The following is a 22,781-nucleotide window of genomic DNA, read 5'->3' on the forward strand; positions in this document are numbered from 1 at the left end:
GTACGTTTATGCAAGACTGCCTCGGAGCCCGCTACGGAGTTGCGAAATTTGCCTTCACCTTCAAGGTGATCCATAGAAACGCGTGGGAGAAACAGTGATGCTCAAGCGCATGCCCCCTGCCCACAAGCGCACCAACGACCCCGAGCGCACCAAGCGCGACATCATCGAAGTGGCGACGCAGGAATTCGCCTCGGAGGGCTATTCCGGCGCGCGGGTCGACGCGATCGCGGCGCGCACCCGCACCTCCAAGCGGATGATCTATTACTACTTCGGCGGCAAGGAGCAGCTCTACCTCGCGGTGCTGGCGGAGGCCTATCGCAACATCCGCGCGCTAGAGGACCAGCTCGACATCGAGCGCTGCGACGCGCGCGAAGGCTTGCGGCGGCTGATCGAGGCGACCTTCGATCACGACGAGCGCAATCCGAACTTCATCCGCCTCGTCAGTATCGAGAACATCCACCACGGCAAGCATCTGAAGCAGAACCCGCAACTGCGCCAGCTCAACGCCAGCGTGATCGCGACGCTCGACGGGATCCTCGCGCGCGGCCGCAAGGAAGGCGTCTTCCGCAATGACGTCGATGCAGTCGACCTGCATCTTGCCATCAGCTCCTATTGCTTCTTCCGCGTCGCCAACCGACACACCTTCGGCGCCCTGTTCGAGCGCGATCTGAACGAGCCGAAAGTGCTGGCGAGGAGCCGGACGCAGATCGTGGAGATGATCTTGGCGTGGCTGGGGGCGAAGGCACCCGGATAGCAATGCGGCGCGCCGGCCACGCCTTGCCGCCCGAGCTAGCGTCGCCCTGGAAGAGCGCGGCGAGAAGGCCATCGACGCGTTCCTGCTGTCCCGGAAGGCCGCGTTGCATCTCGTGCCGGTGCGATGTTCAGCCGACCGGTCCGGGGATCCAATAGTCGCCGGCAAGCGGCCTGACTTTTACGTCAGAAATTACCCCGATCTGCAGGCTTGGATCGAAATGGCGCATCGTTCGCTCATTGAGGTCGATGATGCGGCCAGGCCTCAGCGGCCCCACGTCATTGATCTTGACGATGACCTTCTTGCCCACGGCCTCGACGAGCGCATATTTCGGCCTCGCGCCAAATTGGACCCCACCAAATTTCTGACGCAGACTCGTCTTGATGGCAGCCGCCCAGGCCGAGGGATCATAACGCTCGCCAGAGGCTGTGTCCGGGCCGCCCTCCTCCTTGCCGGGCTTGAACGGATTATACGTGGAAGCCGCGCCAACGATCGCATCCCCACAGGCGGCATTGACGACTGCGCTTGAGTGAACTCCCTCCGTTTCACTTCGTGCAACGGTAACAGAAACGGCAAGCGCAATCACGGCGCCGCAAACTGCGGCGCTCGAGCGAAACACCATCATAACTCCTTTGATTTTCTCGATCGTCCGGTTCCCCGATGCCGCAAAACATGGTCAAGCGAACGCGAAGCGTTCACGAACTTGCGCCAATATTTTTTTGCGGATTCGTGCCGATCCTGGCGACGGAACCGTTGTGGGAACCAGGGTGGTCCTCACACAGTGTTGTTGTCACCGACTAAGACAGAGAATGCGTCAGCAGCATGACTGAATGGAACCTGGCGTGAGTGCCGCGTCTGCGGCCTCCGTATCATCGTACTGCCTCTGGAATACTGGATCGCCCGCCCCAGTGCGCAAGCGCGCACAAGGCGGGCGTTGACAGCGGCGTGAATACAGGCCGCACGTGCCACAAGCATTGCGAACGAGCGAAGCAATCGAGTCCGGCGATGATAGAATTATCTGCCTGATTTGCCCGACGCGTCAAGCGATTTCTTAAATTCCGCAGTTCGTAAAACAACCCCTCAGACTCCTTTGCATGGGGTTGTTTTCGATATTTTGGCGGCAACCGCCCGAGAGGGCCTCACGCCGCCTTTTTCTGCCGGGCGCTCGCCACCAGCACGAGCATGAAGGACGCCGCCGTCATCAGCGTCGAGATCGCGGCAATGGTCGGATCGATCTCGTCGCGGAGCGCGGTGAACATGCGCTTGGTCAGCGGCTGGTACCGGCCACCGGAGATGAACAGCGCGATGACGGTCTCGTCCATCGCCGAGATGAATGCGAAGATCGCGCCCGCCACCACGCTCGACTTGATCTGCGGCAGTGTCACCGCGAAGAAGCTGCGGAAGCGATTCATGCCGAGGCTGCGCGCGACCATCTCCTGCGCGGGGTCAAAGCTTTGCAGACCCGCAAGCACGGAGATGACGACGTAAGGCAGGCCCAGCATCACGTTGGCGAGCACGAGGCCCGGAAGCGTCGCGACCAGACCGACCCTTGCATAGATGAAGAAGATACCGACCGCGGTGATGATGATCGGCACCACCAGCGGCAACAGCAGCGCCATGTGGATCATCCGCATGATGCGCAGCTTCGACTGGCTGATCGCGTAAGCGGCGGCGACGCCGAGCGGCGTCGCGATCACGACCGTGAAGGCCGCGACGATCAGCGTCACCTGCGTCGCCTGCATCCAGGCGGAATTCGAGAAATATTGCTGGTACCAGCGCAGCGACAGCGAGGGCGGCGGGAAGGTCAGGAAGCGCGCGCTCGAGAACGAGATCGGCACGATGATCAACACCGGCAGGATCAGATAGACCAGCACCAGCGCGCAAGCAACGATCAGGGCGATCCGGGCAGGAGAGAGGCTCTTCATTTCTGCCCCAACACGCGATCGAGCGAGATGAAGCGGCTGACGACGAAGAAAATCAGGAGCACGCTGAGCAGAAGGACTACTGCAACCGCGCTCGCCGCACCGAACTGGTTGTAGAGCTCGACATTGCGGCTCACCAGCATCGACACCATCACCGTGCGACCACCGCCGAGCAGCTCCGGCGTGATGTAGAAGCCGAGGCACAGCACGAACACCATGGTCGAGCCGGCGAGCACGCCCGGCAGCGACAACGGCAGGAAGACGCGGAAGAAGGTGAAGGCCGGGCTCGCACCCAGGCTGGCGCCGGCCTGCATCAGATCGTTCGGAATCTTCTGCATGGTGGCGTAGAGCGGCAGCACCATGAACGGCAAGAGGATGTGCACTGTCGCAACCACCGTGCCGAACGTGTTGTGGACGAGTGCAAGCGGCTCGCCGATCACGTCGATATAGCGCAGAAACTGGTTGATCACGCCGGTGCGCTGAAGCAGCGCGAGCCATGCATAGGCGCGCACCAGCACGCTGGTCCAGAACGGCAGCAGGACCAGCGCCAGGATGACGACGCTCCACGCTTTCGGAACGGCGTTCGCGGCATAGGCCACGGGATAGCCGAGCACGAGCGCGAGCACCGTCACGAAGAGGCTGATCTCGAAGGTCAGCGCGAAGCTGCGCCAGTAGATGTCTTCGCTGAGGATCCGGCGATAATGCTCGAGCGTGAAGCCGTCGTGATAGATCGACTGCCAGGCGAGCCAGCCGACCGGCAGCACGATCAGCAGGAGAATGACGAGCAGCGCTGGCGACACCAGGGCCAGCATCAGGCCGTCCTCGCGGCGCTGATGTCTTTGCGACGGATCTGGCACGGATGTCGTCAACGCGGCCTCTCTTGGTTAAATGATCCGGTTCGGCGATCGCCGAACCGGCTGCATCTTACTTCTGCATGAAGGTCGCCCAGCGCTTCTCGGCCGCCTCGCCCGCCGGCGAGGACCACCAGGCGTAGGACATCAGCGCCTGTTTCGCGGCGTTCGCTGGCTCGCTCGGCAATTGCGCGGCGCGCTCCGGCTTGATCACGCCGGTGTCGAACGCCTTCGGATTGCCGGGACCGTAGTCGATGTTCAGCGGCAAATTGGCCTGATGCACGGGATCGACGGCCTCGTTGAGGAACTTCACCGCCGTATCGAGATTCGGCGCACCCTTGAGGATGCACAGCGAGGTGCTTTGCAGGATGCCCTGGTTGTAGGTGAAGGCGACCTTGGCGCCCTCCTTCGCCACCGCGCTGACGCGGCCGTTCCAGGCCATCTCCATGTCGACCTCGCCGTCATTGAGCAGCTGCGCCGACTGCGCGCCCGAGGTCCACCACACCGTGATGTTGGGCTTGATCTCTTCCAGCTTCTTGAAGGCGCGGTCGACATCGAGCGGATAGAGCTTGTCGGGCGCTACGCCGTCGGCCATCAGCGCGGCTTCCAGCGTCGCGATGGGGTGATTGCGCAGCGCGCGGCGGCCGGGGAACTTCTTGACGTCCCAGAAATCGGCCCAGCTATTGGGCGCATCCTTCGGGAACGTCTTCTGGCTGAAGGCGAGCACGCTGGAATAGAACTCGTACGACACCGAGTAAGGATTGCGATAGGCCTCCGGCATCGCCGCGGCATTCGGGATCTTGGAGAAGTCGAGCTTCTCGATCAGTCCCTGCTCGCCACCGCGCAGGCAATAGCCGGTCGGGGTATCCACCACGTCCCAGATCGGCTTGCCGCTGCCGACCTGCGTCTTGATCGCGGGCCAGGCGTCGGGAATCGAATCCTGGTTGATGGTGATGCCGAGTTTCTTGGCGGAGGGATCGAGGATCGCGACCGTCTGGGCCTGCTGATAGGCGCCGCCCTGTGAGACGAAGGTGATCTGCTCGGCGGCGACGGCCGCCGTGCCAGCCAACCCGAACGCGCCGAACGATGCACCCAAGAGAGCATGTCCAAACCTGAATCCCAGTTTCGTCGTCATCCTCGCCTCCTCTGTCGCCAAAAAGAAACTCACTGCCCGATCGCATCCAGAAACTGGTACCAGCCGGCGACCACGCGCACGGCGGGCTCGCGGAACGCATAGAACGGAATAACCTTGAGACGGCTCGCATCGAGCAGCCCGACATCGGGCTTTTCGCCGCGGACGAAGGCCGCGAGATAGCGGCCCATCAGGCTCGACATCGCGACACCCGCGCCGTTATAGCCCATCGCAAACAGCGTGCGCTCGTCGAGCCGGCCGATATGCGGCACGGAGTCCAACGTCATGCCGACGAGACCCGACCATTTGAACGCGAGCGGCACGTCCGAAAGATCGGGGAAGATGCCGACCATCGCCCTGCGCAGCGCATCGAAGGCGGCTTCCGAATCCTGTTTGCCGAAGGCGCCGCGGCCACCAAAGATCACGCGGTTGTCGACCATGCGGAACCAGCGCATCATGCGCTTGGTCTCGGTATAGGTGCGCCCCGTCGGCATCAGGGAACCAGCGAGATTGCGCGGCAGCGGGTCGGTCGCGATGATGGCGCTGCGGAACGGGATCAGCGTGTGCTGCATGTGCCGCGTCGCATCCGTCAGGTCGGAATAGCTATTGGTGGCGATGATCGCCTGCTTCGCGCGCACCGCGCCTTGCGGCGTCTCCGCGACGATGCAGCCCGGCTCACGCCGGAGCTTCAACACCGGCGTCTCCTGGAAGATGGCGACGCCGCGGCGCGCCACGCCATCTGCGAGGCCTCGCACATAGTTGAGCGGATGGATGCCGCCCGAGCCGGGATTGAGCACGCCGCCGACGAAGACGTCCGAGCCGGTTTCCTCGCGCACGCCCCTGGCGTCAAGGATGCGGACCTCCGCATCGCCCATCTCGCGCTTCATCCAGCCGGCTTCGTCGATCGCAGCCTTCAGCGTCGTCTCGTTATGCGCGGCTTTGACCTGGCCGGTCCGCGTCAACGCCGCGCTGGTGATGCCGAATTCGGAGACCAGCTCCTCGACTATGTCGGCGGATTCATGTGCGATCTCGTACATGCGCCGCGCCATGGCGCGGCCATGCGCGGCGTCGATCTCGCGGAACGAAAGGCGGAATTTTGCGGTGATCACACCGCCATTGCGCCCGCTTGCGCCCCAGCCGGGGCGGTTCGCCTCCAGCACGATCGGCGACAGACCGCTCTTGGCGATGTGGTGCGCTGCGGAGAGGCCCGTGTAGCCTGCGCCAATGATCACCACATCCGCCTGATGCTCGCCCGACAGGATCGGAAACGCGCGAGCAGGCTCCGCCGTGCTCGCCCATAGCGAGTTGGCGGATGGCTGCGCGGTCCAATGTCCTGTCATGCGTCCGCTCATGCCTAGGCAGCGCCGACCGCGGCGTCGGCAAAGGCCTTCATGGTGGGAAAATGGAAGTCGGGCTTGGTGAGCGTCGGCACCTCCGGCGTGCCGCCGAAACCGGCGAGACCCTGGCGCCGCTCGATCCAGCACACCTTGTAGCCGAGCTTCCGCGCGATGCCGATGTCGTGATACTGGCTCTGCGCGACGTGCAGGATGTCCGACTGCTTGTAGCCGAAGGCTGACTGGCGGCCCTTGTTGTAGGCGAAGAATTCCGGATTAGGCTTTGCAACGCCAGTGTCGTCGGCGCAGACGGTGTCGTCGAAGGGATTGCCGAGCGCATGCGCGTAACAGGAAAGCGCGACGCGATCGGCATTGGTCATCGCGACCAGGCGGAATCTTGTGCGCAGGCGCTTCAGCGCTTCAACCGAATCCGCGAACGGCGCCCAGCGCAGCACGGCGAGCTGGAACACATCGCAGGACGCATCGTCGGCCGGCAGCCCCAGCTCCTTGGCGAGATAGCGATAGACGTGGAACATCACCTCGCTCGAGCGCTCCGGGTGTGCATCGCGGCCGCGCTTGTAGGAGGCGAAGATCTTGTCGTCGCTGAGCTCGGCCGGCGTCTTGCCCGAAATCCTGCGCACCGCGGCGAGCACGCCGGTCTCGAAATCGATCAAGGTGCCTACGACGTCGAAGGTGAGGACCTTGAAATTGCTGAACGGGGCTTGGGACGACATTTTTGCTTCTTCTCTTTGGTTGGAACAAGGTGGGAGCTAGTCCACCCTCGGCACGACGATGGTGTCCTCGGGGTGAAGGGTGACGGTGAGATTGCCGCCGACCGGCGGAATTCGGCGATAGGCCTCGTGATAGGTCGGCTGGCGCAGGCTGAGCGCCGAACCGTCGTCGAGGCTGAGGAAGATGCGCAGGCTTTCGCCCTGGTAGACGATGTCTGTGACGGTGCCGGTCAGCCGGTTGCAGGCCCCATCGCCGGCGCCGTCGTCGATCAACAGCTTTTCGCTGTGCACGGCGAGCATCAGCGGGTCGCCCGGTGGGATAGTTCGGGCACTGCGCAGCGCGGAATTGCCGAGCGCGACGCTGCAAGAATCAATGCGGCGGACGGGCAAGAGCGTGGCTTCGCCGATAAAGCTTGCGACGAAGGAATCCGCGGGGTGATCGTGCAGGCGCGCGGGTTCGTCGATCTGGATCAGCCTGCCGTCCTTCATCACGGCGACGCGGTCGCTCATGGTCAGCGCCTCGCGCTGGTCATGGGTGACGTAGATGATGGTGGCGCCGATGCGCTTGTGCAGCGTCCGCAGCTCGATCTGCATGGACTCGCGGAGTTGCTTGTCGAGCGCGGAGAGCGGCTCGTCCATCAGGATCAGGCGCGGCTCGAAGATCATGGCGCGCGCCAGTGCCACGCGCTGGCGCTGGCCGCCGGAGAGCTGCGCGATGCCGCGATGCTCGTAACCGGACAGCCCCACCATCGCGAGCGCGGCGCGCACCCTGTCGGGCCAGGTCGATTTCGGCAGGCGCCTGGCGCGCAGGGGAAAGGCGACGTTCTCGCCGACGCTCATATGCGGAAACAGTGCGTAGTTCTGGAAGACCACGCCGATGTCGCGCTTGTGCGGCGGCATGTAGGTGACGTCGCGGCCGCCGAAATGGATCGAGCCGGAGGATGGCAGGATGAAGCCGCCGAGGATGCCAAGCAGCGTGGTCTTGCCCGAGCCGGACGGGCCGAGCAGTGAGACGAACTCGCCGGCACCGACATTGAGCGACACGTCATCGAGGGCGCGAACCGCGCCGTAAGCCTTGCTTGCGGACCTGATCTCGACGCTTTCCGCTCGCTTGTCCAACGATCGACCCTCGTCACGCCCTTGGCGGCGCGCCACACTGCACGCCATAAGCTTGTTTTATAGACAGGCCGCAGGATCAGCTTGCGATTGCAGCACCATCAGCGCGCAATCTTCTGACCCCCGAGCCTTGTCTTTAGCCTGTCATGCCAATGACACCAGAGTTGGCAAAACTCGGCAATTGCCAAATTCTTACCGGCGGCATAACATCAGGTTATGCCCGAGCTCCGCCGGATGCTGCCCTCCAGTAACGCCCTGTTCGTCTTCGACGCAGCAGCGCGCAACGGCAGTTTCACGGCGGCGGCGGCCGAATTGAACGTCACGCAGCCTGCGGTGAGCCGGATGCTCGGTCAGTTCGAGGAGCATCTCGGCGTTCGCCTGTTCGACCGCAAGGCGGGGCGCGCGGTGCTCACCGAGGAAGGCGAACTCCTGTATCGCCGCGTACTCGAAGGCTTTCGCAGCATCGAGACCGGACTGATCGAGATCGAGCGGCGCCGCAAGGGCACCGAGACGGTGACGCTGTCCGTCTCTTCCGCCTTCACCACGCATTGGCTGATGCCGCGCATCGACAAGCTGCAGCGGCAGTTTCCGCAGGCCGACCTCCGCTTCCAGCTCATCTCCGGCGCGTTGCGGGGACCGGTCGAGAACGTCGACCTCGGCATGCGCTTTCGCGACCGCGAGGAGCCTTACTCCGGCGGCGCGCTGGTGATGAAGGAAGTCATGCTGCCGGTATGCAGCCCCACCTATATGAGCGAGGCGGAGCCCGCCGAAGGCAACACCGTCATCCGACTCGCCGAGACGCCGGGCGACTGGGCGGCGGATTATCCAACGTTTCTCACCAAGCGCCGCGGTCCATCCAAGGCGCTGAGCTTCACCGATTATGCCGTCGTGGTGCAGGCCGCCCTGCTCGGCCAGGGCATCGCGCTCGGCTGGCTGACGGTTGCCTCGCACTGGCTCCTGACCGGCGCACTGGTGCCGGCGTCCGAGCGGCTCACCACCACGCGCCGCATCTGCGAATTCCTGCCGCCGCGTAACCGGCCGATGCGCCCGATCGCCGCCGAGATCCGCGACTGGATCATCGCGCAGATGCAAAGCGAGATCGCCGCGATCGACCGGCTCTATCCAAAGCTCGGCGCGATGGCGGCGTGCTATTGAGCGGGCGTCAGCGCGGCGCAGTAACGATCAGGCAGATGATCGCCGATCCCGGGCGGTAGGGCCACGGTAAGCGCGCCGAGCGTATCCCGCCGCGCATTCTGTGAGAAGCCCACGAAGAGACCGCGAAGCTGCTCGCCCAATCCGGCCTCCGCCATCGGCTCGTCCGAACCGAGAGCCGGCGGTGTCGCGCCGAATTTCGCACCGGAAGCACAGCCGAGATAGCCGCCGACATGGTGAAATCCGAGCAGCGGCGGAGGCACCGTTGGAACGATATCGGCTCCGTGAACCAGACGATAGGTGGTCGCCCCGAAAGTGATGTTGTAGGGCGCGACGAAGTCGGCGCGGCCGACGCGCGGACAGCCGAACAGATAGATCTGCGCATTGCCAATCTGAAGCTCCCGGCGCGCGAGATCTGCCGTGACTACCGCGATGGCGGCGCCCAGGCTGTGTCCGGTGATGAAGATCGGCGAGCCGGCCTTGACTGAAGCCGCGAGCGCGTCCCTCACATCGTTCCAGACGGCTGCTGCCGCATCGTGGAAACCTTCGTGCACGGCCGCCTGCGGCCGGCCCAGCGTGAAGTCGCTGACCCAGTTCAGAAGATGGAGTGGATCAGTACCCGCAAAGGCCACGATGGTCGCATCGCCCTTCCTGACGATGACGCCTCGCGTGTCCGTCATCGGCAGCGATGATTTGGCGGGCTTGCTCAGCACCCGGACCTCGGAGAGCTGCAACAGCTTGGAAACGGCGTCGATGGTTGCGGGTACGTGCGTCTCGTAGGCGAGCTGCGACATCCACATCATCGCGCGCGCGTTACCGAGGTTGAAAGTGCTGGATGTATTGAAGCCGGAGAAGGCGGCCCGATCATATTGTTCGGGCGGACGCTCGACCAGGAAGCTCATGTTCAGCTCCTTTAAATGGCCTGTGGCTGCAATGCGTCAGTCAAAATGCAATGCAGCCACTCTGGCACACACAGGAACCAAAGACAATCTCTGCGGGCAATGGCACGGGCGCTCTCCAACTTAGGGAGGCCCTGCTGCCCTAACGATGCGAGATCGCGCGGATCGCGCCGCGTAGCTCGGCGAGGCCGCGCAGGCGGCCGATCGCGGTATAACCTGGATTGGTGCGCTTGGTCGCGGCGAGATCATCGAGCATGCGATGGCCGTGGTCGGGGCGGAAGACGATCTGCTTGTCCGGCGTGCGCCGCGCGTTCTCCTTGAGCAACGCCTTCAGCACGGCGATCATGTCGACGTCACCGTCGAGATGATCGGACTCGTAGAACGACAGACCGTCGGCCTCGCGCTTGGTCGCACGCAGATGCGCGAACGCAATGCGCGGGCCGAAGCGCTCCGCCATTGCCGGCAGGTTGTTGTCGGCGCGCACGCCGAGCGAGCCCGTGCACAGGCAGATGCCGTTGGCCTCCGAGGGCACGGCGTCGAACAGCGCCTGATAGTCGTCGGCCGTCGACGCGACGCGCGGCAGGCCGAACAACGGACGCGGCGGATCATCGGGGTGCAGCGTCAGCGACACGCCGAGCTGCTCGGCCACGGGCGCGACACGCGCGAGGAACTCGGCGAGATGCTGTCGCAGGATCTTTGGTGTGATGTCGCGGTACTGCTCGAGTCGGTCGCGGAATTGCGGAAGGGTCATCGGCTCGGTGGTCGAGCCGGGCAAGGCGCTGGCGATCACCATGACGAGATAGTCGATGTCAGCCTGGCTCATCTGCTCGAAGAGTTTCTTCGCGCGCGCCTGCTGCTCAGGTGAGTACTCCTGGAGTGCGGCTGGCCTCTTCAAAATGTGCAGCTCGAACGCGGCAAAGCGATCCTGATCGAAGCGCATGGCGCGGGCGCCGTTCGGCAACTCCCATTCGAGATCCGTGCGGCACCAGTCGACCACCGGCATGAAATTGTAGCAGATGATCTTGATGCCGGCGGCAGCGACCGCCTCCAGGCTCGCGATCCATGCCTCGATCGAGCGGGTTGCCTTAGCCCCGACCCGCTTGACGTCGTCGGGGATCGGGATCGACTCCACGACCGACCAGGTCAGTTGCGAGCGGCCCGGTTGGCCCTTCTCGATGAAGTTCTTGCGTTCCTCGACGTCCCCACGCGTCCAGGCCTCGCCGATCGGGACCTGATGGAGCGCCGAGACGATGTCCGTCGCGCCGGCCTGCCTGACATCGTCGAGCGAGACGGGATCGTCGGGCCCGTACCAGCGCCATCCCTGTAGCATCATGACAATTCTCCCGGATCAGTTCGCGGTCAGCACGACCTTGACGCTCTGCGAGCGGTCGAGCGCCAGCCTGAGCGCATCGGGCGCAGTCGACAAGGGACGCTCGGCCGTGACCAGCGACAGCACATCGACGCTGCCGCTGGCGATCAGTTCCACCGCGGTTGCGAATTCGAAGCCGAAGCGGAACGAGCCGCGCAGGTCGATCTCCTTGGCCATCACCGCATTTGCCGGCGTCGGAATCTGGCCGCCCGGCAGATTGCCGATCTGCACGACCGTACCACCCCGCCGCACAATGCCGATCGCGCTGGCAAGGCCTGCGGCCGTGCCGGAGACCTCAAAGGCGACGTCATAGGGACGCGCCGCTGCCTGCGCCTTCAGGCCCTCCTCGCCCCCCGAGACGTTCTCGACGTGGGAGGCACCGAGCCGGGTCGCAAACGCGAGCGGCGCGGGTGCGATGTCGGCGACCGTGACGTCGGCCATGCCAGCGCGACGCGCGGCGAGCATGGTGAGGAGCCCGATCGGGCCAGCACCGAAGATGATACCGCGTTTGCCCTTGACGTCACCGGCGCGCGCGACGGCGTGGAGGCAGACCGCGAGCGGTTCGGCGAGCGCCGCTGCCTGATATGAGACGTGATCCGGAATCTTCACGCACTGTGCCGGGATCGCATCAAAATAGTTGGCGAAGCCGCCTTGCATGTGCGGGGTTTTCGACGCCGAGCCCATGAAGAAGATGTTTTCACAGAGGTTCGGTCGGCCCTCGCGGCAGGCGACGCAATGGCCGCACCAGCGCGACGGATTGACGGCGACGCGGTCGCCGACCTTCAGGTTCGGCGCGGCTCCAGCGATCTCGACGACCTCGCCGGAGATCTCATGTCCCAGCACCAGGGGCGACTTCACGACGAAATCGCCGGTGCGCGCGTGGCGGAAGTAGTGCATGTCCGAACCGCAGATGCCGCCGGCACCGAAGCGGATGCGCACCATGCCCTGCGCGAGTTTCTCGAGCGGATGCTCGACCATTCGCAGGTCTTCCGGGCCGAACAGGGTTGCAGCGAGAGCGACTGAGGTCATTTGGAGAGTCCCATATATTTAGGCAGCCAGAGCGTCAGCTCAGGAATGTAGGTGATGGCAATGAGCGCCAGGAGCAGCGGCACCAGCCAGGGCAGGATCGCGATGGTCGTCCGCTCGACGGAGAGTTTTGCCACCCGGGCCAGCACGAACAGCACCATGCCGAGCGGCGGATGCAACAGGCCGATCATCAGGTTCAGCGTCATGATCAAACCGAAATGGATCGGATCGATGCCGAGCTTGAGCACGATCGGCAAGAGGATCGGCACCAGAATCGTGATCGCCGCGATGGTGTCGATGAAGCAGCCGACGAACAGGATCAGGATGTTGGCCAGCAGCAGAAACACCCATTTGTTGTGGGTGACGCTGAGCATCCAGTCGGAGAGCGTCTGCGCTGCCTGCGACACGGTGAGCAACCAGGCGAAGATCGAGGCCGCGGTGACGATGAACAGCACCGAGGCCGTGGTCTCGATGGTGTCGAAGGTCGCCTTCGCCACTGTCTTGAACGTCATGGTGCGGTAGCGCACGAGGCCAAGGAACAGCGACCAGATCACCGCTGCGACCGCCGCTTCCGTCGGCGTGAACCAGCCGAGCGTCATGCCGCCGATCAGGATCACCGGCGCCATCAGCGCCATCACGGCCGAGAAGTCGAAGTACCAGTCGACGGCGAGTAGCGCGCCGAGGCCGATGACGACCGCCATGTTGGTCGAGACGCCGGCGAGCGTCATCAGCCAGATCGCGAGCGGGAAGCTGAAGACGATGATGACCTCGAGTCCGGCCGAGCCGAGTTGCGGCCAGGAGAAGGGCGTGTCGCTGCCCCAACGATTCTTGTGGGCGAAATAGGCGACGGTCGCCATCATGAACAGCGTCATCACCACGCCCGGGATGACGCCGCCCAGGAACAGCGCGCCGATCGAGACATTGGCCATCATGCCGTAGATCACAAACGGCAGCGACGGCGGAATGATCGGGCCGAGCGTGGCAGACGCGGCCGTGACACCGACGGAGAATTCCGTGGTGTAGCCGTGGTCCTTCATCGCCTTGATCTCGATGGTGCCGAGACCGGCGGCATCCGCGATCGCGGTGCCGGACATGCCGGAGAAGATCACCGATCCGATGATGTTGACGTGGCCGAGGCCGCCGCGCATCCAGCCGACCAGCGCCACCGCAAACTTGTAGATGCGGCCCGTCACGCCGGCGATGTTCATGAGATTGCCGGCGAGGATGAAGAAGGGCACGGCGAGCAGCGGAAAGCTCTCGACGCCCGCGATCATGCGCTGCGCGAGCGTGACGTCGGGTGTGATGCCGCTGACCAGGATATAGAGCAGCGAGGACACCGCCATGGCAAGCGCCACGGGCAGGCCAAGCAGCATCAGGATGAGAAAGCCTCCAAGCAACAGCAGCATGGCATCACCCTTCCGTTCCGTCGTAGGCGCCGGGGCGTTCGAGGATCGAGTAGCCCTGCCGCCAGTTTTCCAACGCCACCTGCACGGACCGACCGAACATCAGCGCGAAGCCGAGCAGCGCGAGGTAGTAGACGTAGTTCTTGGGAAAATTGATCGTGGTCATCGGCTCGTCGCCGATGACCTGGATGTAGATCCAGACCAGGCGGATGGCGTAGCCGAAGAACGCGATGCGGATCAGGTCGATCACGGTCGACAGCACGCGCGCCGCGAGGTGCGGCAGATAGCGGTAGATGAGATCGACCTGGATGTGCCGCGACAGCCGCACGCACATGGACGAGCCGATGAAGACCACGCCGATCAGGCAGTAGGTCGCGATCTCCTCGGTCCAGGCATAGCTGTCGTTGAGCACGTAGCGCGTGAAGAACTGGAGGAAGACGCAGAGCGCCATCATCCAGAAGATCGCGAGCGCCAGCCAGTCCTCGAAGGCATAGTGGCCGAGATCGACCTTCGGCGTCGCCTCCTCCTCGAAGGTGTGGGCGATCTCGTCCGCGGTGATCTGCCGGTGCAATTCGGCGGTCGACATGTGTTTACTCCCCAAACTGTCCAGAACTCACGTCAAACTCAGAACTCTCGTCATTCCGGGGCTCGCGAAGCGAGAACCCGGAATCTCGAGGTTCCACAATGCGCAATTGCGCATTGGGGTTCGATGCTTGGCATCGCCCCAGAACGACGGTTGGTGTCGGCTATTTGACCGCCTGGATGCGCTCCCAGTCGGCCTTGCGATAGCCGAAGCTCTCGAAGGAGACGTTCTTCATCACGGTGTCGCGGAACTCGTTCTTGTCGACCTCGGTCACCGTCAGGCCCTTGTCCTTGAAGAAGCCGATCAGCTTGGCTTCGTTCTGCTTGATCTCCTCGGTCGCCTTCGCGGCCGCTTCCTGGGCGACGTCGGTGAAGATCTTCTTGTCCTCGTCGCTCAGCTTCTTCCAGAGCGCGCCCGACACCACCGTGTTGAGGTGGTCGACGATATGGCCGGTCAGAACGATGTGCTTCTGCACCTCGTAGAACTTCTTGGCCTCGATCGTGGTCAGCGGGTTCTCCTGCGCCTCGACGGTGCCGTTCTGGAGCGCGAGATAGACCTCGGCGAACGCGATCGGCGCGGTGTTGGCGCCGCAGGCGCGCGGCATCGCCAGATAGGCCGGCACGTCCGGCACGCGCATCTTCAGGCCCTTCAAATCGGCGCAGGCCTTGATCGGCTTGTTCGACGAGGTCTGGCGCACGCCGTAATAGGTCACCGCGATGATGTGGTGGCCGCTCTTGTCCTCATAGCCCTTGGCGAGCTCCTTGAAGATGTCGCTCTTGGTGTAGGCCAGGAGATGATCGGCGTCGCGGAAAGTGTAGGGATAGTAGGTCACGCCAATCGGCGGAAAGCTTTTTGCGGCGAAGCTCGATCCGGAAATGATCATATCGACCGAGCCGAGCGAGAGGCCCTGGTTGAGGTCCGTCTCCTTGCCGAGCTGGGAAGCCGGATAGACGTCGATCTGGTAACGCCCGTTGGTGCGTTTGCCGATCTCCTGTGCTGCCCAGACGGAGGCCGTATGGAACGGCTCCGAGGTCTCGTAGACATGGGCCCATTTGAGCTTGGTCTGCGCCATGCCGGCATTGGTGGCAGCCAGCATTGCCGCGGCCGATACGGCCAGCACCATCGTCATCTTCTTGAACACTGATTTTTCCTCCATTGTCTAAGTCTGCTTCTTGTTTGCCGGCCCGATGGTCCGGGCCGCCCAACGTCATCGCCGCCGCGGGCCGCTGCCCGTGGCCTGCTTTTTCGGCGGTCGTTTTGGCTTTGAAGGAGTCGCCGCCGATCGTGCCGCCCGGCTACGGGCGGGTGTCGGTGACGCGCCGGCCTCGGCGCCAAAATTTCGTGCAAAGCGCTCCTGCGAGCGCGCCAGATGATCGCGCATCGCGTTACGGGCAGCCTCGGGATCGCGCTCCGCGATGGCGTCGCGCACGACGCGATGCTCATCGAGCGCGGTGCGCCAGGTGCGCGGGCTTTCGAAGTAATGGGCAAGCTGCGAGAAGTAGGGATTGAGGCGCTGGTCGAAGAGCTCACCGACCACGCGCACCAGAACGGCATTGCCGAGACTGCCTGCAATCGCGACGTGAAAGGCGCGATCGTGGACCATCGAGGCTTCGCCGGGATGCTCGACGTTCTCCATCGCGATCAGGGAGGCGTCGATGCGCGCGAGATCGTCCTTCGTCGCCACGCGCGCAGCCTGCTCGGCGATGGCGCCTTCGAGGAATTCGCGGGCGCGCAATAGCTCGAACGGGCCTTCGATCAGGGTTGCGGGAACGGATGCTGCGGAGCCTGCGGGCTCGATCACGTAAATACCGGAGCCGACGCGGATGCGGACGCGACCTTCGACCTCGAGCGCGATCAGGGCTTCGCGCACCGTCGGCCGCGAGACCTTGAGCTGCTCGGCGAGCTCGCGCTCGGTCGGCAGCCGGCTTCCAACGGCGTACTCGCCGCTGTCGATCAGAGCCCGCAATTGATCGGCGACCTGGCGATAAAGCCGTCTCGCCTCCACAGCTTCCAGCGGCACGCTGGCCTCCCTGAGAGGGCCTGTCCGGGCGACGTTCCCCGGCGGCCCGCCAATTTTGGAAAATTGGTCTTACCAATTGACCAGAGCATTGACCGAGGAAGGCCGGCATGTCAAGCAGCGGAAAAGCAAAGGGGGAGACGACCATGCGGCTTAGCCGCGCCAATCTCGACCGGCTGCCGTCCGGCATCCGCCGCCCGGCCTATGACCGTTCCCGCGTCACGCCCGGCATCGTGCATCTGGGCCTGGGCGCCTTTCATCGCGCCCATCAGGCCGTCGTCATCGACGATTGCCTCGCCGCCGGCGCGCCCGCCTGGGGCATCATCGGCGCGAGCCTGCGCAGCCCCGACACCCGCGATGCGCTCTTCCCGCAGGATCATCTCTACACGGTCGCGGTGCGCTCGGCCGAAGGCACTGACCATCGCGTGATCGGCGCACTCGTCGGCAGCGAGGTCGCGCGCGAAGACCCCGCGCGGCTGATCGCGAAAATGGCCGATCCCGCCATCCGCATCGTCTCGCTCACGGTCACCGAGAAGGGCTATTGCCACACGCCTCAGACCGGCGATCTCGACGAGCGGCATCCGGACGTCGTGCATGACCTCAATAATTTCGACGCGCCGCGCTCGGCGCCCGGTTTCATCGTCGCCGCCTTGGCGCGGCGGAGGACACAGGGGCATGCGCCCTTCACCGTGCTCTCTTGCGACAACCTCGCCGCCAACGGCCATACCGTGCAACGGATCGTGACGCAGTTTGCCGCGCTGCGGTCGAAGGATCTCGGCAAGTGGATCTGCGAGAACGTCGCCTTCCCCTGCACCATGGTCGACCGCATCGTGCCGGAAACGACCGATGCCGATCGCGCGGCTGTCTCAACCACGCTCGGGATGCATGATGCATGGCCGGTGATGACCGAGCCGTTCACGCAATGGGTGGTCGAGGACCGCTTCTCCGCGGGCCGTCCCGATCTTGCCGCCGCGGGCGTCGAGCTCGTCACCGACGTCAAGCCGTTCGAGCTGATGAAGCTGCGGCTACTCAACGCCAGCCATTCGGCGCTGGCCTATCTCGGCTATCTCGCGGGCTACGAGACCATTGCCGACACCATGCGTGATCCGAACTTTGCGCGGCTTGCCGCAAGCGTAATGGAAGATGCCGCGGTGACGCTGACGATGCCGGCAGGCACCGATCTGTCCGCCTATCGCGCCTCGTTGTTGAAGCGCTTTGCCAATCCGGCGCTGCATCACCGCACCTGGCAGATCGCCATGGACGGCTCGCAAAAACTGCCGCAGCGGCTGCTCGGTACGATCCAGGACCGGTTGCGCCGGGAGCTGCCGATCGAAACGCACGCGCTCGCGGTCGCAGGCTGGATGCGTTACGTCACGGGAAGCGACGAGCAGGGCCGCGCGATCGACGTACGCGACCCGCTTGCGCGCGAATTCGCGGGGCTCGCGCGCGAGCGGGGTCCGGTTGCGGAGCGTCTCGCGCCGGCGTTGCTTGGCATCGGCAAGGTGTTCGGCCCGCTCGGCGCTGACGCTCGCCTGCGCGAGGCCGTGACCAACGCGCTCGGCAAGCTCTATGCGCAGGGCGCGCGGCGGACGGTGGAGAGCTGTTAGCTCATGAAACCTTGTGGTCAAACTCCAAGCGCGGCTTCGCCCGGCTCACGCCCGGGGACGCTCAGATGAACCTCGTGCCCCTGGCGAATGGCGAGCGAGGCGGCTGCGGCGGCCGACTCGAAGGCCGATTCCTTGGTCTCGTACTTGCCGTTGATGTTGCCGTCATGCAGCACGCCCCATTGGTCGCGCACCGGCACGATCGCGTATTGAGCAAGTCCCATAGTCCCTCTCCCGGCTCGATTCTGTAGCGTTCAGCGATACAACGCCAACGAGGAGGCCGCTGTTCCGCCGGCCGCACCGCAGCACCGCCGGCAATCGACGGAAGTTGCTCTTGATTTTTGCCCCCGGTTGGCCCACCCGGAGTATATGAGCAAAAGCGCGATCATCGCCGCCAACGCAGCCTTTTATGCCGCCTTCGCGTCCGGCGACGTCGCAGCCATGGAACGGCTATGGGCGGACGAGGACGGCATCTCCTGCGTCCATCCCGGCTGGCCCGGCATCATCGGCCGCGCCACGGTGATCGGGAGCTGGCGCGACATCCTGCAAAACCCGAGCCGGCCGCAGATCGCCTGCGCGGAGCCGCATGCAATTGTCGAAGGCGACAGCGGACGGGTGCTGTGCATCGAGATCGTCGACGGCACCGCGCTTGCCGCCACCAATCATTTCCGGCGCATCGGCAATGCCTGGCTGCTCGTCCATCACCAGTCCAGCCCGATCGCACAGATCGTCGAACAGACGCACGACGATCCGTCGTCCGGCCCGAGCCGCAGCTTCCACTAGCCGCGGGCGCCGATCACCAGCTCGGCAGCACCGCACCCTTGAACTTGGTCAGGACGAATTCCTTGACCTCGGGCGTGTGGTAGCTGTCGACGAGGATCTTGACCCACGGCTTGTCCTTGTCGGCGGCGCGGACGGCGATCAGGTTGACGTAGGGCCCCTTGGGATCCTCGCGCAGGATCGGGTCCTTCACCGGATCAAGTCCGGCCTGCGTCGTGTAGTTGGTGTTGATCGCCGCGGCATCGACGTCGTCGAGGGCACGCGGCGCCTGCGCCGCGTCGACCTCGATGAATTTCAGCTTCTTGGGATTGTCGGTGATGTCGAGCACCGTCGGCTTGAAGCCGACGCCGTCCTTCAGCTTGATCACACCCTTGTCGCGCAACAGCAGCAGAACGCGTCCACCATTGGTCGGATCGTTCGGGATCGAGACCTTGCCGCCGTCGGGAATGTCGGCCCAATTCTTGTGTTTCTTTGAATAGACCCCGATCGGGAAATTGACGGTCAACCCCACCGCCTCGATCTTGTAGCCGCGATCGGCCTTCTGGTTGTCCAGGTAAGGCTGATTCTGAAACGAGTTGGCCTGGATGTCGCCGGCATCGAGCGCGGCGTTGGGCACGACGTAGTCGGAAAACTCGACGAGCTGGATATCGAGCCCGCTCTTCGCCGCGATCGGCTTCACCGCCTCGAGGATCTGCGCGTGCGGCCCCGGGGTCACGCCAATCTTGATGGCCTCCGCCGAAGCCGCCGCCGACCAGGCGGCGAGCACGGTCGAAAGAATGAGAACGGAACGAAACGACATTCTTGGTCTCCAACGGAATTCATAGTCACTGGTCCCGTCATCTCTCGCTTGGCCGGCGAAATCAATGAAATGGAAATTCAAATTTGCCGTCGCAATAGGGCGGCGCTTCTCCGCATGGAGCCCAAAAGGAAATGGGGGCAACGCCACAACCGTGGTTATTCCTCATCCTGAGGAGCCGCGTAAGCGGCGTCTCGAAGGATGAAGGCCCGAAAGCGGCCCCTCGCCCTTCGAGACGTGCGCACGAGCGCGCTCCTCAGGGTGAGGGATCGACACCGTCATCGGCCGCCGGCGATGATCCGTGTCACGATGCGCCGGAGCCGCCCTGCACGATCTTCTCGTTCAGCTTCTGGTCGACGGTTTCGACCGTGCGGTCGATCTCGGCATTGGGCACGCCGAGCTGATGCGAGATCAGCTTCACCAGAAGATCGACCCGCTCGATGAACGGCGCGCCGGCGGCAACCGCGCGTGCGGCAGACGATGGCTTGAGCAGGCTCTCCGCAGCCTTGGCGTATTTCTCGAACGGCACCTGATCCTTCGGGTCGGCGCCGAGACGCCGCGCGAGCGCATCGACGTGATCGTAGATCGATTGCGAGCGCTTCAGATCAGAGTGCACGGCGTCGCGGATTGATTGCGGCTCGTGCGGCGTGATGCAGCGGTAATTGCCGGTGAGCAGCATCGACCATTTCGCGAGCGGCACGAACAGCGAATCGAACACCTTCAGCTTCACCGGGACGTCGTGGCCGTCGAGCGTCACCGCGTCGATATCGGCCTCGAGCTCGCGCAGGACCTTGTTGTGCTTCTCGTCCTCGAACACCGACGCCTTGAAGTTGGTGGGCAGGCCGACATGCAGCACGTTCGCCGCCTCTTCCGGCGGACGGAAGGCTTGCGGATCCGGCGAGCAGAGCGTCACCAGCCCAGGCTTGAACCGCTCCCACACCTGCGCATTGGTATAGGCTTCCTCGAGGTCCATGCCTGACAGCGCCGGGATGCGCTTCAGGTAGGGCAAGGGCGGCATGTTCATGATCGACAGGCAGGGTAACCCCGCTTCCGCGATCTTGATCATGAGCACGCGCACGGTGTGATTGGTGTATTGCGGCTCCTGCATCGCAAGGCCGACCATGTCATAGCGGGAGACGTCGACATTGGCCGGCGTCACCGCATCGAGCTTGCCGGGCAGGTCGCGCGAGAAGATCGCGCGGTGCACCGCCTCGTCGCGCAGCTTGATACGCACCTCGGTACCGTCGCGATTGATCAGCTCGGCCGTCTTTGCGCGGCACACCAGGGTCACGTTGTGACCCGCCATCAAAAGTTTGGTCCCCAGCAGGGAGCCGTAGGAAGCCCCAAGGATCAAAATGTTGCGCGCCATGCTCTCTCTTTCACAAACGAAGCCGGAGGTTGTGGGGCGAGCGACCAGCCGAACCGCTTCGGACATTCCGCCATCCCTCCAGGTATTTGGTATGCCAGCAATGCCTAGCGGTGTCTATCGCCAATTGACGGACCCATTGCCCGCGGCGCGCACGGCTTTCTGGTGCTTGTCGAGATGAGAGCGGACCAGTGTCATCGCGGCGTTCGCAGCGGCGGCCGAATAGCCCTGATCACCGTGAACCAGGATCAGCGAGATGGCGCCCTCCGAGAGCAGCCAGATCGCGCGCGCAAGCTCGCCTGCGCGCCGCACCCCTGATCGTTCCAGCAGCTCGCCGAGACAACGCTCCAGCCGAGCCTTGTGGCGGCGCGCGATGAGGCGGGCCGGATGCCCGGGCAGATCGGCGAGTTCAATCACGAGACGCGTAAAGCCGGATCCCGCCCAGCGTGGCCTGTCAGCCCAGACCGCAAGCTCGCGAAACATTCCTTCAACGATAGCTTCAGGCGAACCGGAAAGCCGATCGCCGAAGGTCTTGAAGGCCTGGAGAGCCAGTTCTTGCTGGCATGCGAGGACGTCCGCAAGCAATTGATCCTTGCTCTTGAAGTGATGATAGAGCGTGCGCTTGGTAAAGCTGGCTTTGGCGGCGATATCGTCCATGCTCACCCGGCTGTAACCATGCCGGCGGAACAGCGTGTAGGCTCCATCGAGAATCCGCTTTCGTGTCTGTTCGGCGGAACGCGGCATCGCACCCTCCGTCAAAGTATACTCATTAGTGAATTTACAGGGAGTTGAGCCGGCGTGAAATGGCCCCTCGCAGTCCTCAAAGCGAGCCACGCCATGTCGACCATTTCCTTGACCGTCAGGCACATCTCCGCACGAGCCGTCGTCCTCAGGTTGAAGCGGCCCATCGTCGCCAGGATCGCCACCATCGCCGAGTGGCCGATCGTTCTTGTCGATCTATTGACGGAAGAAGGCATCGTCGGGCGCAGCTATCTGGAGCCTTACATCGTCCGATCGATGCGCTATCTCGTTCCAGCGCTCAATGATTTCGGAGCAATGTTAAGGGGTCGCCGTGTTGCACCGGTCGAGCTCTTTGATGCGGCGAGAAAATCGTTGCACTTCGTTGGCTATGAGGGCCTTTCGATGATCGCCGCTTCCGGGCTTGATATGGCGGCCTGGGATGCGCTGGCGAAAGCGGCAAATTTGCCGCTTTGCGTGCTGCTGGGCGGCTCGGTCGGTCCGGTCAAGTCGTACAACAGCAACGGGCTCTGGTTGAAGGAGCCGGCTGCACTGGCCGATGAAGCGATGGAATTGCGGGACGAAGGCGGCTTTACGGGCCTCAAGCTCCGATTGGGACGGGAGCGCGCATCCGATGACATTGCTTCGCTGGATGCGGTCCGCAACGCGCTCGGCGAAAACATCCAGCTGATGGTGGATTTCAATCAGGGTCTCGATTTCGCCGAGGCCCTCCAGCGGTGTCACATGATCGACGACTACGGACTCGCCTGGATCGAGGAGCCGATCGTCTATGATAATCTTGATGGCTCCGCAAAGCTCGCGTCGCAGCTGCGCACGCCAATACAGCTCGGGGAGAACTTCTACGGACCGCGAGAGATGCATAAGGCCATCCAGAAGAACGCGTCCGACCTGGTTATGCCTGACTTCATGCGGATCGGCGGCGTAACCGGCTGGTTGCGGGCCGCCGCGATAGCTGGTGCCGCGGGAATACCCGTATCAACTCATCTCTATCCGGAAATCGCTGCTCACATGATGCGCGTCACGGAAACGGCACATTGGCTCGAGTGGCAAGATTGGATACACCCCATTCTCAAGGCGCCATATCAGCTCAGTGATGGACAGCTGCATATACCTGACGTGCCGGGCATTGGACTTGAATGGGACGAGCACGCCGTCGAGCGCCACCTCGTTTAGGTCGGTCCCCTTTTCGT

Annotated in this window: 23 protein-coding genes; 5 read left to right on the plus strand and 18 right to left on the minus strand. The window is 63.7% G+C overall.

The features are described from left to right. Positions 1 to 97: 97 nt before the first annotated feature. Positions 98 to 754: a TetR/AcrR family transcriptional regulator gene (locus QQL28_RS09310; protein WP_284263957.1), complete on the plus strand. Its 657-nt coding sequence runs from the start codon at positions 98 to 100 to the stop codon at positions 752 to 754. A gap of 127 nt (positions 755 to 881) precedes the next feature. Here the strand turns inward: QQL28_RS09310 and QQL28_RS09315 are convergent, their stop codons facing one another. From QQL28_RS09315 to QQL28_RS09345, 7 genes are all read right to left on the minus strand, one after another. Further along, positions 882 to 1,376 (minus strand): septal ring lytic transglycosylase RlpA family protein, encoded by a 495-nt coding sequence (locus tag QQL28_RS09315; protein WP_348522484.1) that lies wholly within the window; start codon positions 1,374 to 1,376, stop codon positions 882 to 884. A gap of 514 nt (positions 1,377 to 1,890) precedes the next feature. Further along, complete coding sequence (locus QQL28_RS09320; RefSeq protein ID WP_284263961.1) at positions 1,891 to 2,676, minus strand: ABC transporter permease; 786 nt, start codon at positions 2,674 to 2,676, stop codon at positions 1,891 to 1,893. After that, a complete protein-coding gene (locus tag QQL28_RS09325) occupies positions 2,673 to 3,485 on the minus strand; it encodes an ABC transporter permease (RefSeq protein WP_284264351.1) in 813 nt (270 codons plus the stop codon). Before QQL28_RS09325 ends, QQL28_RS09320 begins: the two co-directional genes overlap by 4 nt. 112 nt (positions 3,486 to 3,597) lie before the next feature. Then, positions 3,598 to 4,659 (minus strand): ABC transporter substrate-binding protein, encoded by a 1,062-nt coding sequence (locus QQL28_RS09330; protein WP_284263963.1) that lies wholly within the window; start codon positions 4,657 to 4,659, stop codon positions 3,598 to 3,600. Positions 4,660 to 4,688: 29 nt separating this feature from the next. Beyond that, complete coding sequence (locus QQL28_RS09335) at positions 4,689 to 5,996, minus strand: NAD(P)/FAD-dependent oxidoreductase (protein WP_284263965.1); 1,308 nt, start codon at positions 5,994 to 5,996, stop codon at positions 4,689 to 4,691. Between the two features lie 14 nt (positions 5,997 to 6,010). Further along, positions 6,011 to 6,724 (minus strand): HAD family hydrolase, encoded by a 714-nt coding sequence (locus QQL28_RS09340; protein ID WP_284263967.1) that lies wholly within the window; start codon positions 6,722 to 6,724, stop codon positions 6,011 to 6,013. 36 nt (positions 6,725 to 6,760) lie between these two features. Next, positions 6,761 to 7,840 (minus strand): ABC transporter ATP-binding protein, encoded by a 1,080-nt coding sequence (locus QQL28_RS09345; protein ID WP_284263969.1) that lies wholly within the window; start codon positions 7,838 to 7,840, stop codon positions 6,761 to 6,763. 213 nt (positions 7,841 to 8,053) lie between these two features. Here QQL28_RS09345 and QQL28_RS09350 point away from each other — a divergent pair, with 213 nt between their 5' ends. Further along, positions 8,054 to 8,992: a LysR family transcriptional regulator gene (locus QQL28_RS09350; protein ID WP_284263971.1), complete on the plus strand. Its 939-nt coding sequence runs from the start codon at positions 8,054 to 8,056 to the stop codon at positions 8,990 to 8,992. On the opposite strand, the gene QQL28_RS09355 is transcribed toward QQL28_RS09350, so the two are convergent. The 7 genes from QQL28_RS09355 to QQL28_RS09385 all read right to left on the minus strand — a co-directional run bounded on the left by QQL28_RS09355 (position 8,986) and on the right by QQL28_RS09385 (position 16,289). Continuing rightward, a complete protein-coding gene (locus QQL28_RS09355; RefSeq protein ID WP_284263973.1) occupies positions 8,986 to 9,891 on the minus strand; it encodes a lipase family protein in 906 nt (301 codons plus the stop codon). The two genes, QQL28_RS09350 and QQL28_RS09355, sit on opposite strands and share 7 nt — an antisense overlap. 139 nt (positions 9,892 to 10,030) lie before the next feature. Further along, a complete protein-coding gene (uxuA, locus tag QQL28_RS09360; RefSeq protein WP_284263976.1) occupies positions 10,031 to 11,221 on the minus strand; it encodes a mannonate dehydratase in 1,191 nt (396 codons plus the stop codon). Positions 11,222 to 11,236: 15 nt separating this feature from the next. Next, entirely contained in the window at positions 11,237 to 12,286 is a 1,050-nt protein-coding gene (locus QQL28_RS09365) for an L-idonate 5-dehydrogenase (RefSeq protein ID WP_284263978.1), read from the minus strand. Next, the gene (locus tag QQL28_RS09370) at positions 12,283 to 13,689 is read right to left on the minus strand and encodes a TRAP transporter large permease (RefSeq protein ID WP_284263979.1); all 1,407 of its coding nucleotides are present in this window, start codon (positions 13,687 to 13,689) and stop codon (positions 12,283 to 12,285) included. Before QQL28_RS09370 ends, QQL28_RS09365 begins: the two co-directional genes overlap by 4 nt. Before the next feature lie 4 nt (positions 13,690 to 13,693). Next, positions 13,694 to 14,272 (minus strand): TRAP transporter small permease, encoded by a 579-nt coding sequence (locus tag QQL28_RS09375; protein ID WP_284263982.1) that lies wholly within the window; start codon positions 14,270 to 14,272, stop codon positions 13,694 to 13,696. A 160-nt stretch (positions 14,273 to 14,432) separates the two neighbouring features. Further along, positions 14,433 to 15,392 carry a sialic acid TRAP transporter substrate-binding protein SiaP gene (locus QQL28_RS09380; RefSeq protein ID WP_284264353.1) on the minus strand — a complete coding sequence of 320 codons (960 nt, stop codon included), beginning with the start codon at positions 15,390 to 15,392 and terminating at the stop codon, positions 14,433 to 14,435. Positions 15,393 to 15,476: 84 nt separating this feature from the next. Continuing rightward, entirely contained in the window at positions 15,477 to 16,289 is an 813-nt protein-coding gene (locus QQL28_RS09385; protein WP_284263984.1) for a FadR/GntR family transcriptional regulator, read from the minus strand. Between the two features lie 143 nt (positions 16,290 to 16,432). On the opposite strand from QQL28_RS09385, the gene QQL28_RS09390 reads away from it, so the two are divergent. After that, on the plus strand, positions 16,433 to 17,893 hold the full coding sequence (locus QQL28_RS09390; RefSeq protein ID WP_284263986.1) for a mannitol dehydrogenase family protein: 1,461 nt from the start codon (positions 16,433 to 16,435) through the stop codon (positions 17,891 to 17,893). 17 nt (positions 17,894 to 17,910) lie between these two features. Here the strand turns inward: QQL28_RS09390 and QQL28_RS09395 are convergent, their stop codons facing one another. Beyond that, complete coding sequence (locus tag QQL28_RS09395; RefSeq protein WP_284263988.1) at positions 17,911 to 18,114, minus strand: hypothetical protein; 204 nt, start codon at positions 18,112 to 18,114, stop codon at positions 17,911 to 17,913. 145 nt (positions 18,115 to 18,259) lie between these two features. On the opposite strand from QQL28_RS09395, the gene QQL28_RS09400 reads away from it, so the two are divergent. Further along, a complete protein-coding gene (locus QQL28_RS09400) occupies positions 18,260 to 18,673 on the plus strand; it encodes a nuclear transport factor 2 family protein (protein WP_284263990.1) in 414 nt (137 codons plus the stop codon). A 13-nt stretch (positions 18,674 to 18,686) separates the two neighbouring features. Here QQL28_RS09400 and QQL28_RS09405 read toward each other — a convergent pair whose 3' ends face one another. The 3 genes from QQL28_RS09405 to QQL28_RS09415 form a co-directional block, all read right to left on the minus strand. Then, on the minus strand, positions 18,687 to 19,469 hold the full coding sequence (locus QQL28_RS09405) for a MetQ/NlpA family ABC transporter substrate-binding protein (protein ID WP_284263992.1): 783 nt from the start codon (positions 19,467 to 19,469) through the stop codon (positions 18,687 to 18,689). Between the two features lie 301 nt (positions 19,470 to 19,770). Continuing rightward, on the minus strand, positions 19,771 to 20,835 hold the full coding sequence (locus QQL28_RS09410; RefSeq protein ID WP_284264355.1) for a ketopantoate reductase family protein: 1,065 nt from the start codon (positions 20,833 to 20,835) through the stop codon (positions 19,771 to 19,773). Between the two features lie 114 nt (positions 20,836 to 20,949). After that, positions 20,950 to 21,576: a TetR/AcrR family transcriptional regulator gene (locus QQL28_RS09415; protein WP_284263994.1), complete on the minus strand. Its 627-nt coding sequence runs from the start codon at positions 21,574 to 21,576 to the stop codon at positions 20,950 to 20,952. Positions 21,577 to 21,669: 93 nt separating this feature from the next. Here QQL28_RS09415 and QQL28_RS09420 point away from each other — a divergent pair, with 93 nt between their 5' ends. Beyond that, positions 21,670 to 22,764, plus strand: coding sequence for an enolase C-terminal domain-like protein (locus QQL28_RS09420; protein WP_284263997.1), 1,095 nt, complete (start codon positions 21,670 to 21,672; stop codon positions 22,762 to 22,764). The last annotated feature ends 17 nt before the right edge of the window (positions 22,765 to 22,781 follow it).

Source organism: Bradyrhizobium iriomotense, assembly GCF_030160715.1.
In the GTDB taxonomy this organism is placed as follows: Bacteria; Pseudomonadota; Alphaproteobacteria; order Rhizobiales; family Xanthobacteraceae; genus Bradyrhizobium; species Bradyrhizobium iriomotense.

What these genes read in the sequence shown, in the direction of transcription:
- QQL28_RS09310 (WP_284263957.1), top strand. Translation starts at nt 98, where the DNA reads ATGCTCAAGCGCATGCCCCCTGCCCACAAGCGCACCAACGACCCCGAG.
- QQL28_RS09315 (WP_348522484.1), bottom strand. Translation starts at nt 1,376, where the DNA reads ATGATGGTGTTTCGCTCGAGCGCCGCAGTTTGCGGCGCCGTGATTGCG.
- QQL28_RS09320 (WP_284263961.1), bottom strand. Translation starts at nt 2,676, where the DNA reads ATGAAGAGCCTCTCTCCTGCCCGGATCGCCCTGATCGTTGCTTGCGCG.
- QQL28_RS09325 (WP_284264351.1), bottom strand. Translation starts at nt 3,485, where the DNA reads ATGCTGGCCCTGGTGTCGCCAGCGCTGCTCGTCATTCTCCTGCTGATC.
- QQL28_RS09330 (WP_284263963.1), bottom strand. Translation starts at nt 4,659, where the DNA reads ATGACGACGAAACTGGGATTCAGGTTTGGACATGCTCTCTTGGGTGCA.
- QQL28_RS09335 (WP_284263965.1), bottom strand. Translation starts at nt 5,996, where the DNA reads ATGACAGGACATTGGACCGCGCAGCCATCCGCCAACTCGCTATGGGCG.
- QQL28_RS09340 (WP_284263967.1), bottom strand. Translation starts at nt 6,724, where the DNA reads ATGTCGTCCCAAGCCCCGTTCAGCAATTTCAAGGTCCTCACCTTCGAC.
- QQL28_RS09350 (WP_284263971.1), top strand. Translation starts at nt 8,054, where the DNA reads ATGCCCGAGCTCCGCCGGATGCTGCCCTCCAGTAACGCCCTGTTCGTC.
- QQL28_RS09355 (WP_284263973.1), bottom strand. Translation starts at nt 9,891, where the DNA reads ATGAGCTTCCTGGTCGAGCGTCCGCCCGAACAATATGATCGGGCCGCC.
- uxuA (WP_284263976.1), bottom strand. Translation starts at nt 11,221, where the DNA reads ATGATGCTACAGGGATGGCGCTGGTACGGGCCCGACGATCCCGTCTCG.
- QQL28_RS09365 (WP_284263978.1), bottom strand. Translation starts at nt 12,286, where the DNA reads ATGACCTCAGTCGCTCTCGCTGCAACCCTGTTCGGCCCGGAAGACCTG.
- QQL28_RS09370 (WP_284263979.1), bottom strand. Translation starts at nt 13,689, where the DNA reads ATGCTGCTGTTGCTTGGAGGCTTTCTCATCCTGATGCTGCTTGGCCTG.
- QQL28_RS09375 (WP_284263982.1), bottom strand. Translation starts at nt 14,272, where the DNA reads ATGTCGACCGCCGAATTGCACCGGCAGATCACCGCGGACGAGATCGCC.
- QQL28_RS09380 (WP_284264353.1), bottom strand. Translation starts at nt 15,392, where the DNA reads ATGGTGCTGGCCGTATCGGCCGCGGCAATGCTGGCTGCCACCAATGCC.
- QQL28_RS09390 (WP_284263986.1), top strand. Translation starts at nt 16,433, where the DNA reads ATGCGGCTTAGCCGCGCCAATCTCGACCGGCTGCCGTCCGGCATCCGC.
- QQL28_RS09395 (WP_284263988.1), bottom strand. Translation starts at nt 18,114, where the DNA reads ATGGGACTTGCTCAATACGCGATCGTGCCGGTGCGCGACCAATGGGGC.
- QQL28_RS09400 (WP_284263990.1), top strand. Translation starts at nt 18,260, where the DNA reads ATGAGCAAAAGCGCGATCATCGCCGCCAACGCAGCCTTTTATGCCGCC.
- QQL28_RS09405 (WP_284263992.1), bottom strand. Translation starts at nt 19,469, where the DNA reads ATGTCGTTTCGTTCCGTTCTCATTCTTTCGACCGTGCTCGCCGCCTGG.
- QQL28_RS09410 (WP_284264355.1), bottom strand. Translation starts at nt 20,835, where the DNA reads ATGGCGCGCAACATTTTGATCCTTGGGGCTTCCTACGGCTCCCTGCTG.
- QQL28_RS09415 (WP_284263994.1), bottom strand. Translation starts at nt 21,576, where the DNA reads ATGCCGCGTTCCGCCGAACAGACACGAAAGCGGATTCTCGATGGAGCC.
- QQL28_RS09420 (WP_284263997.1), top strand. Translation starts at nt 21,670, where the DNA reads ATGTCGACCATTTCCTTGACCGTCAGGCACATCTCCGCACGAGCCGTC.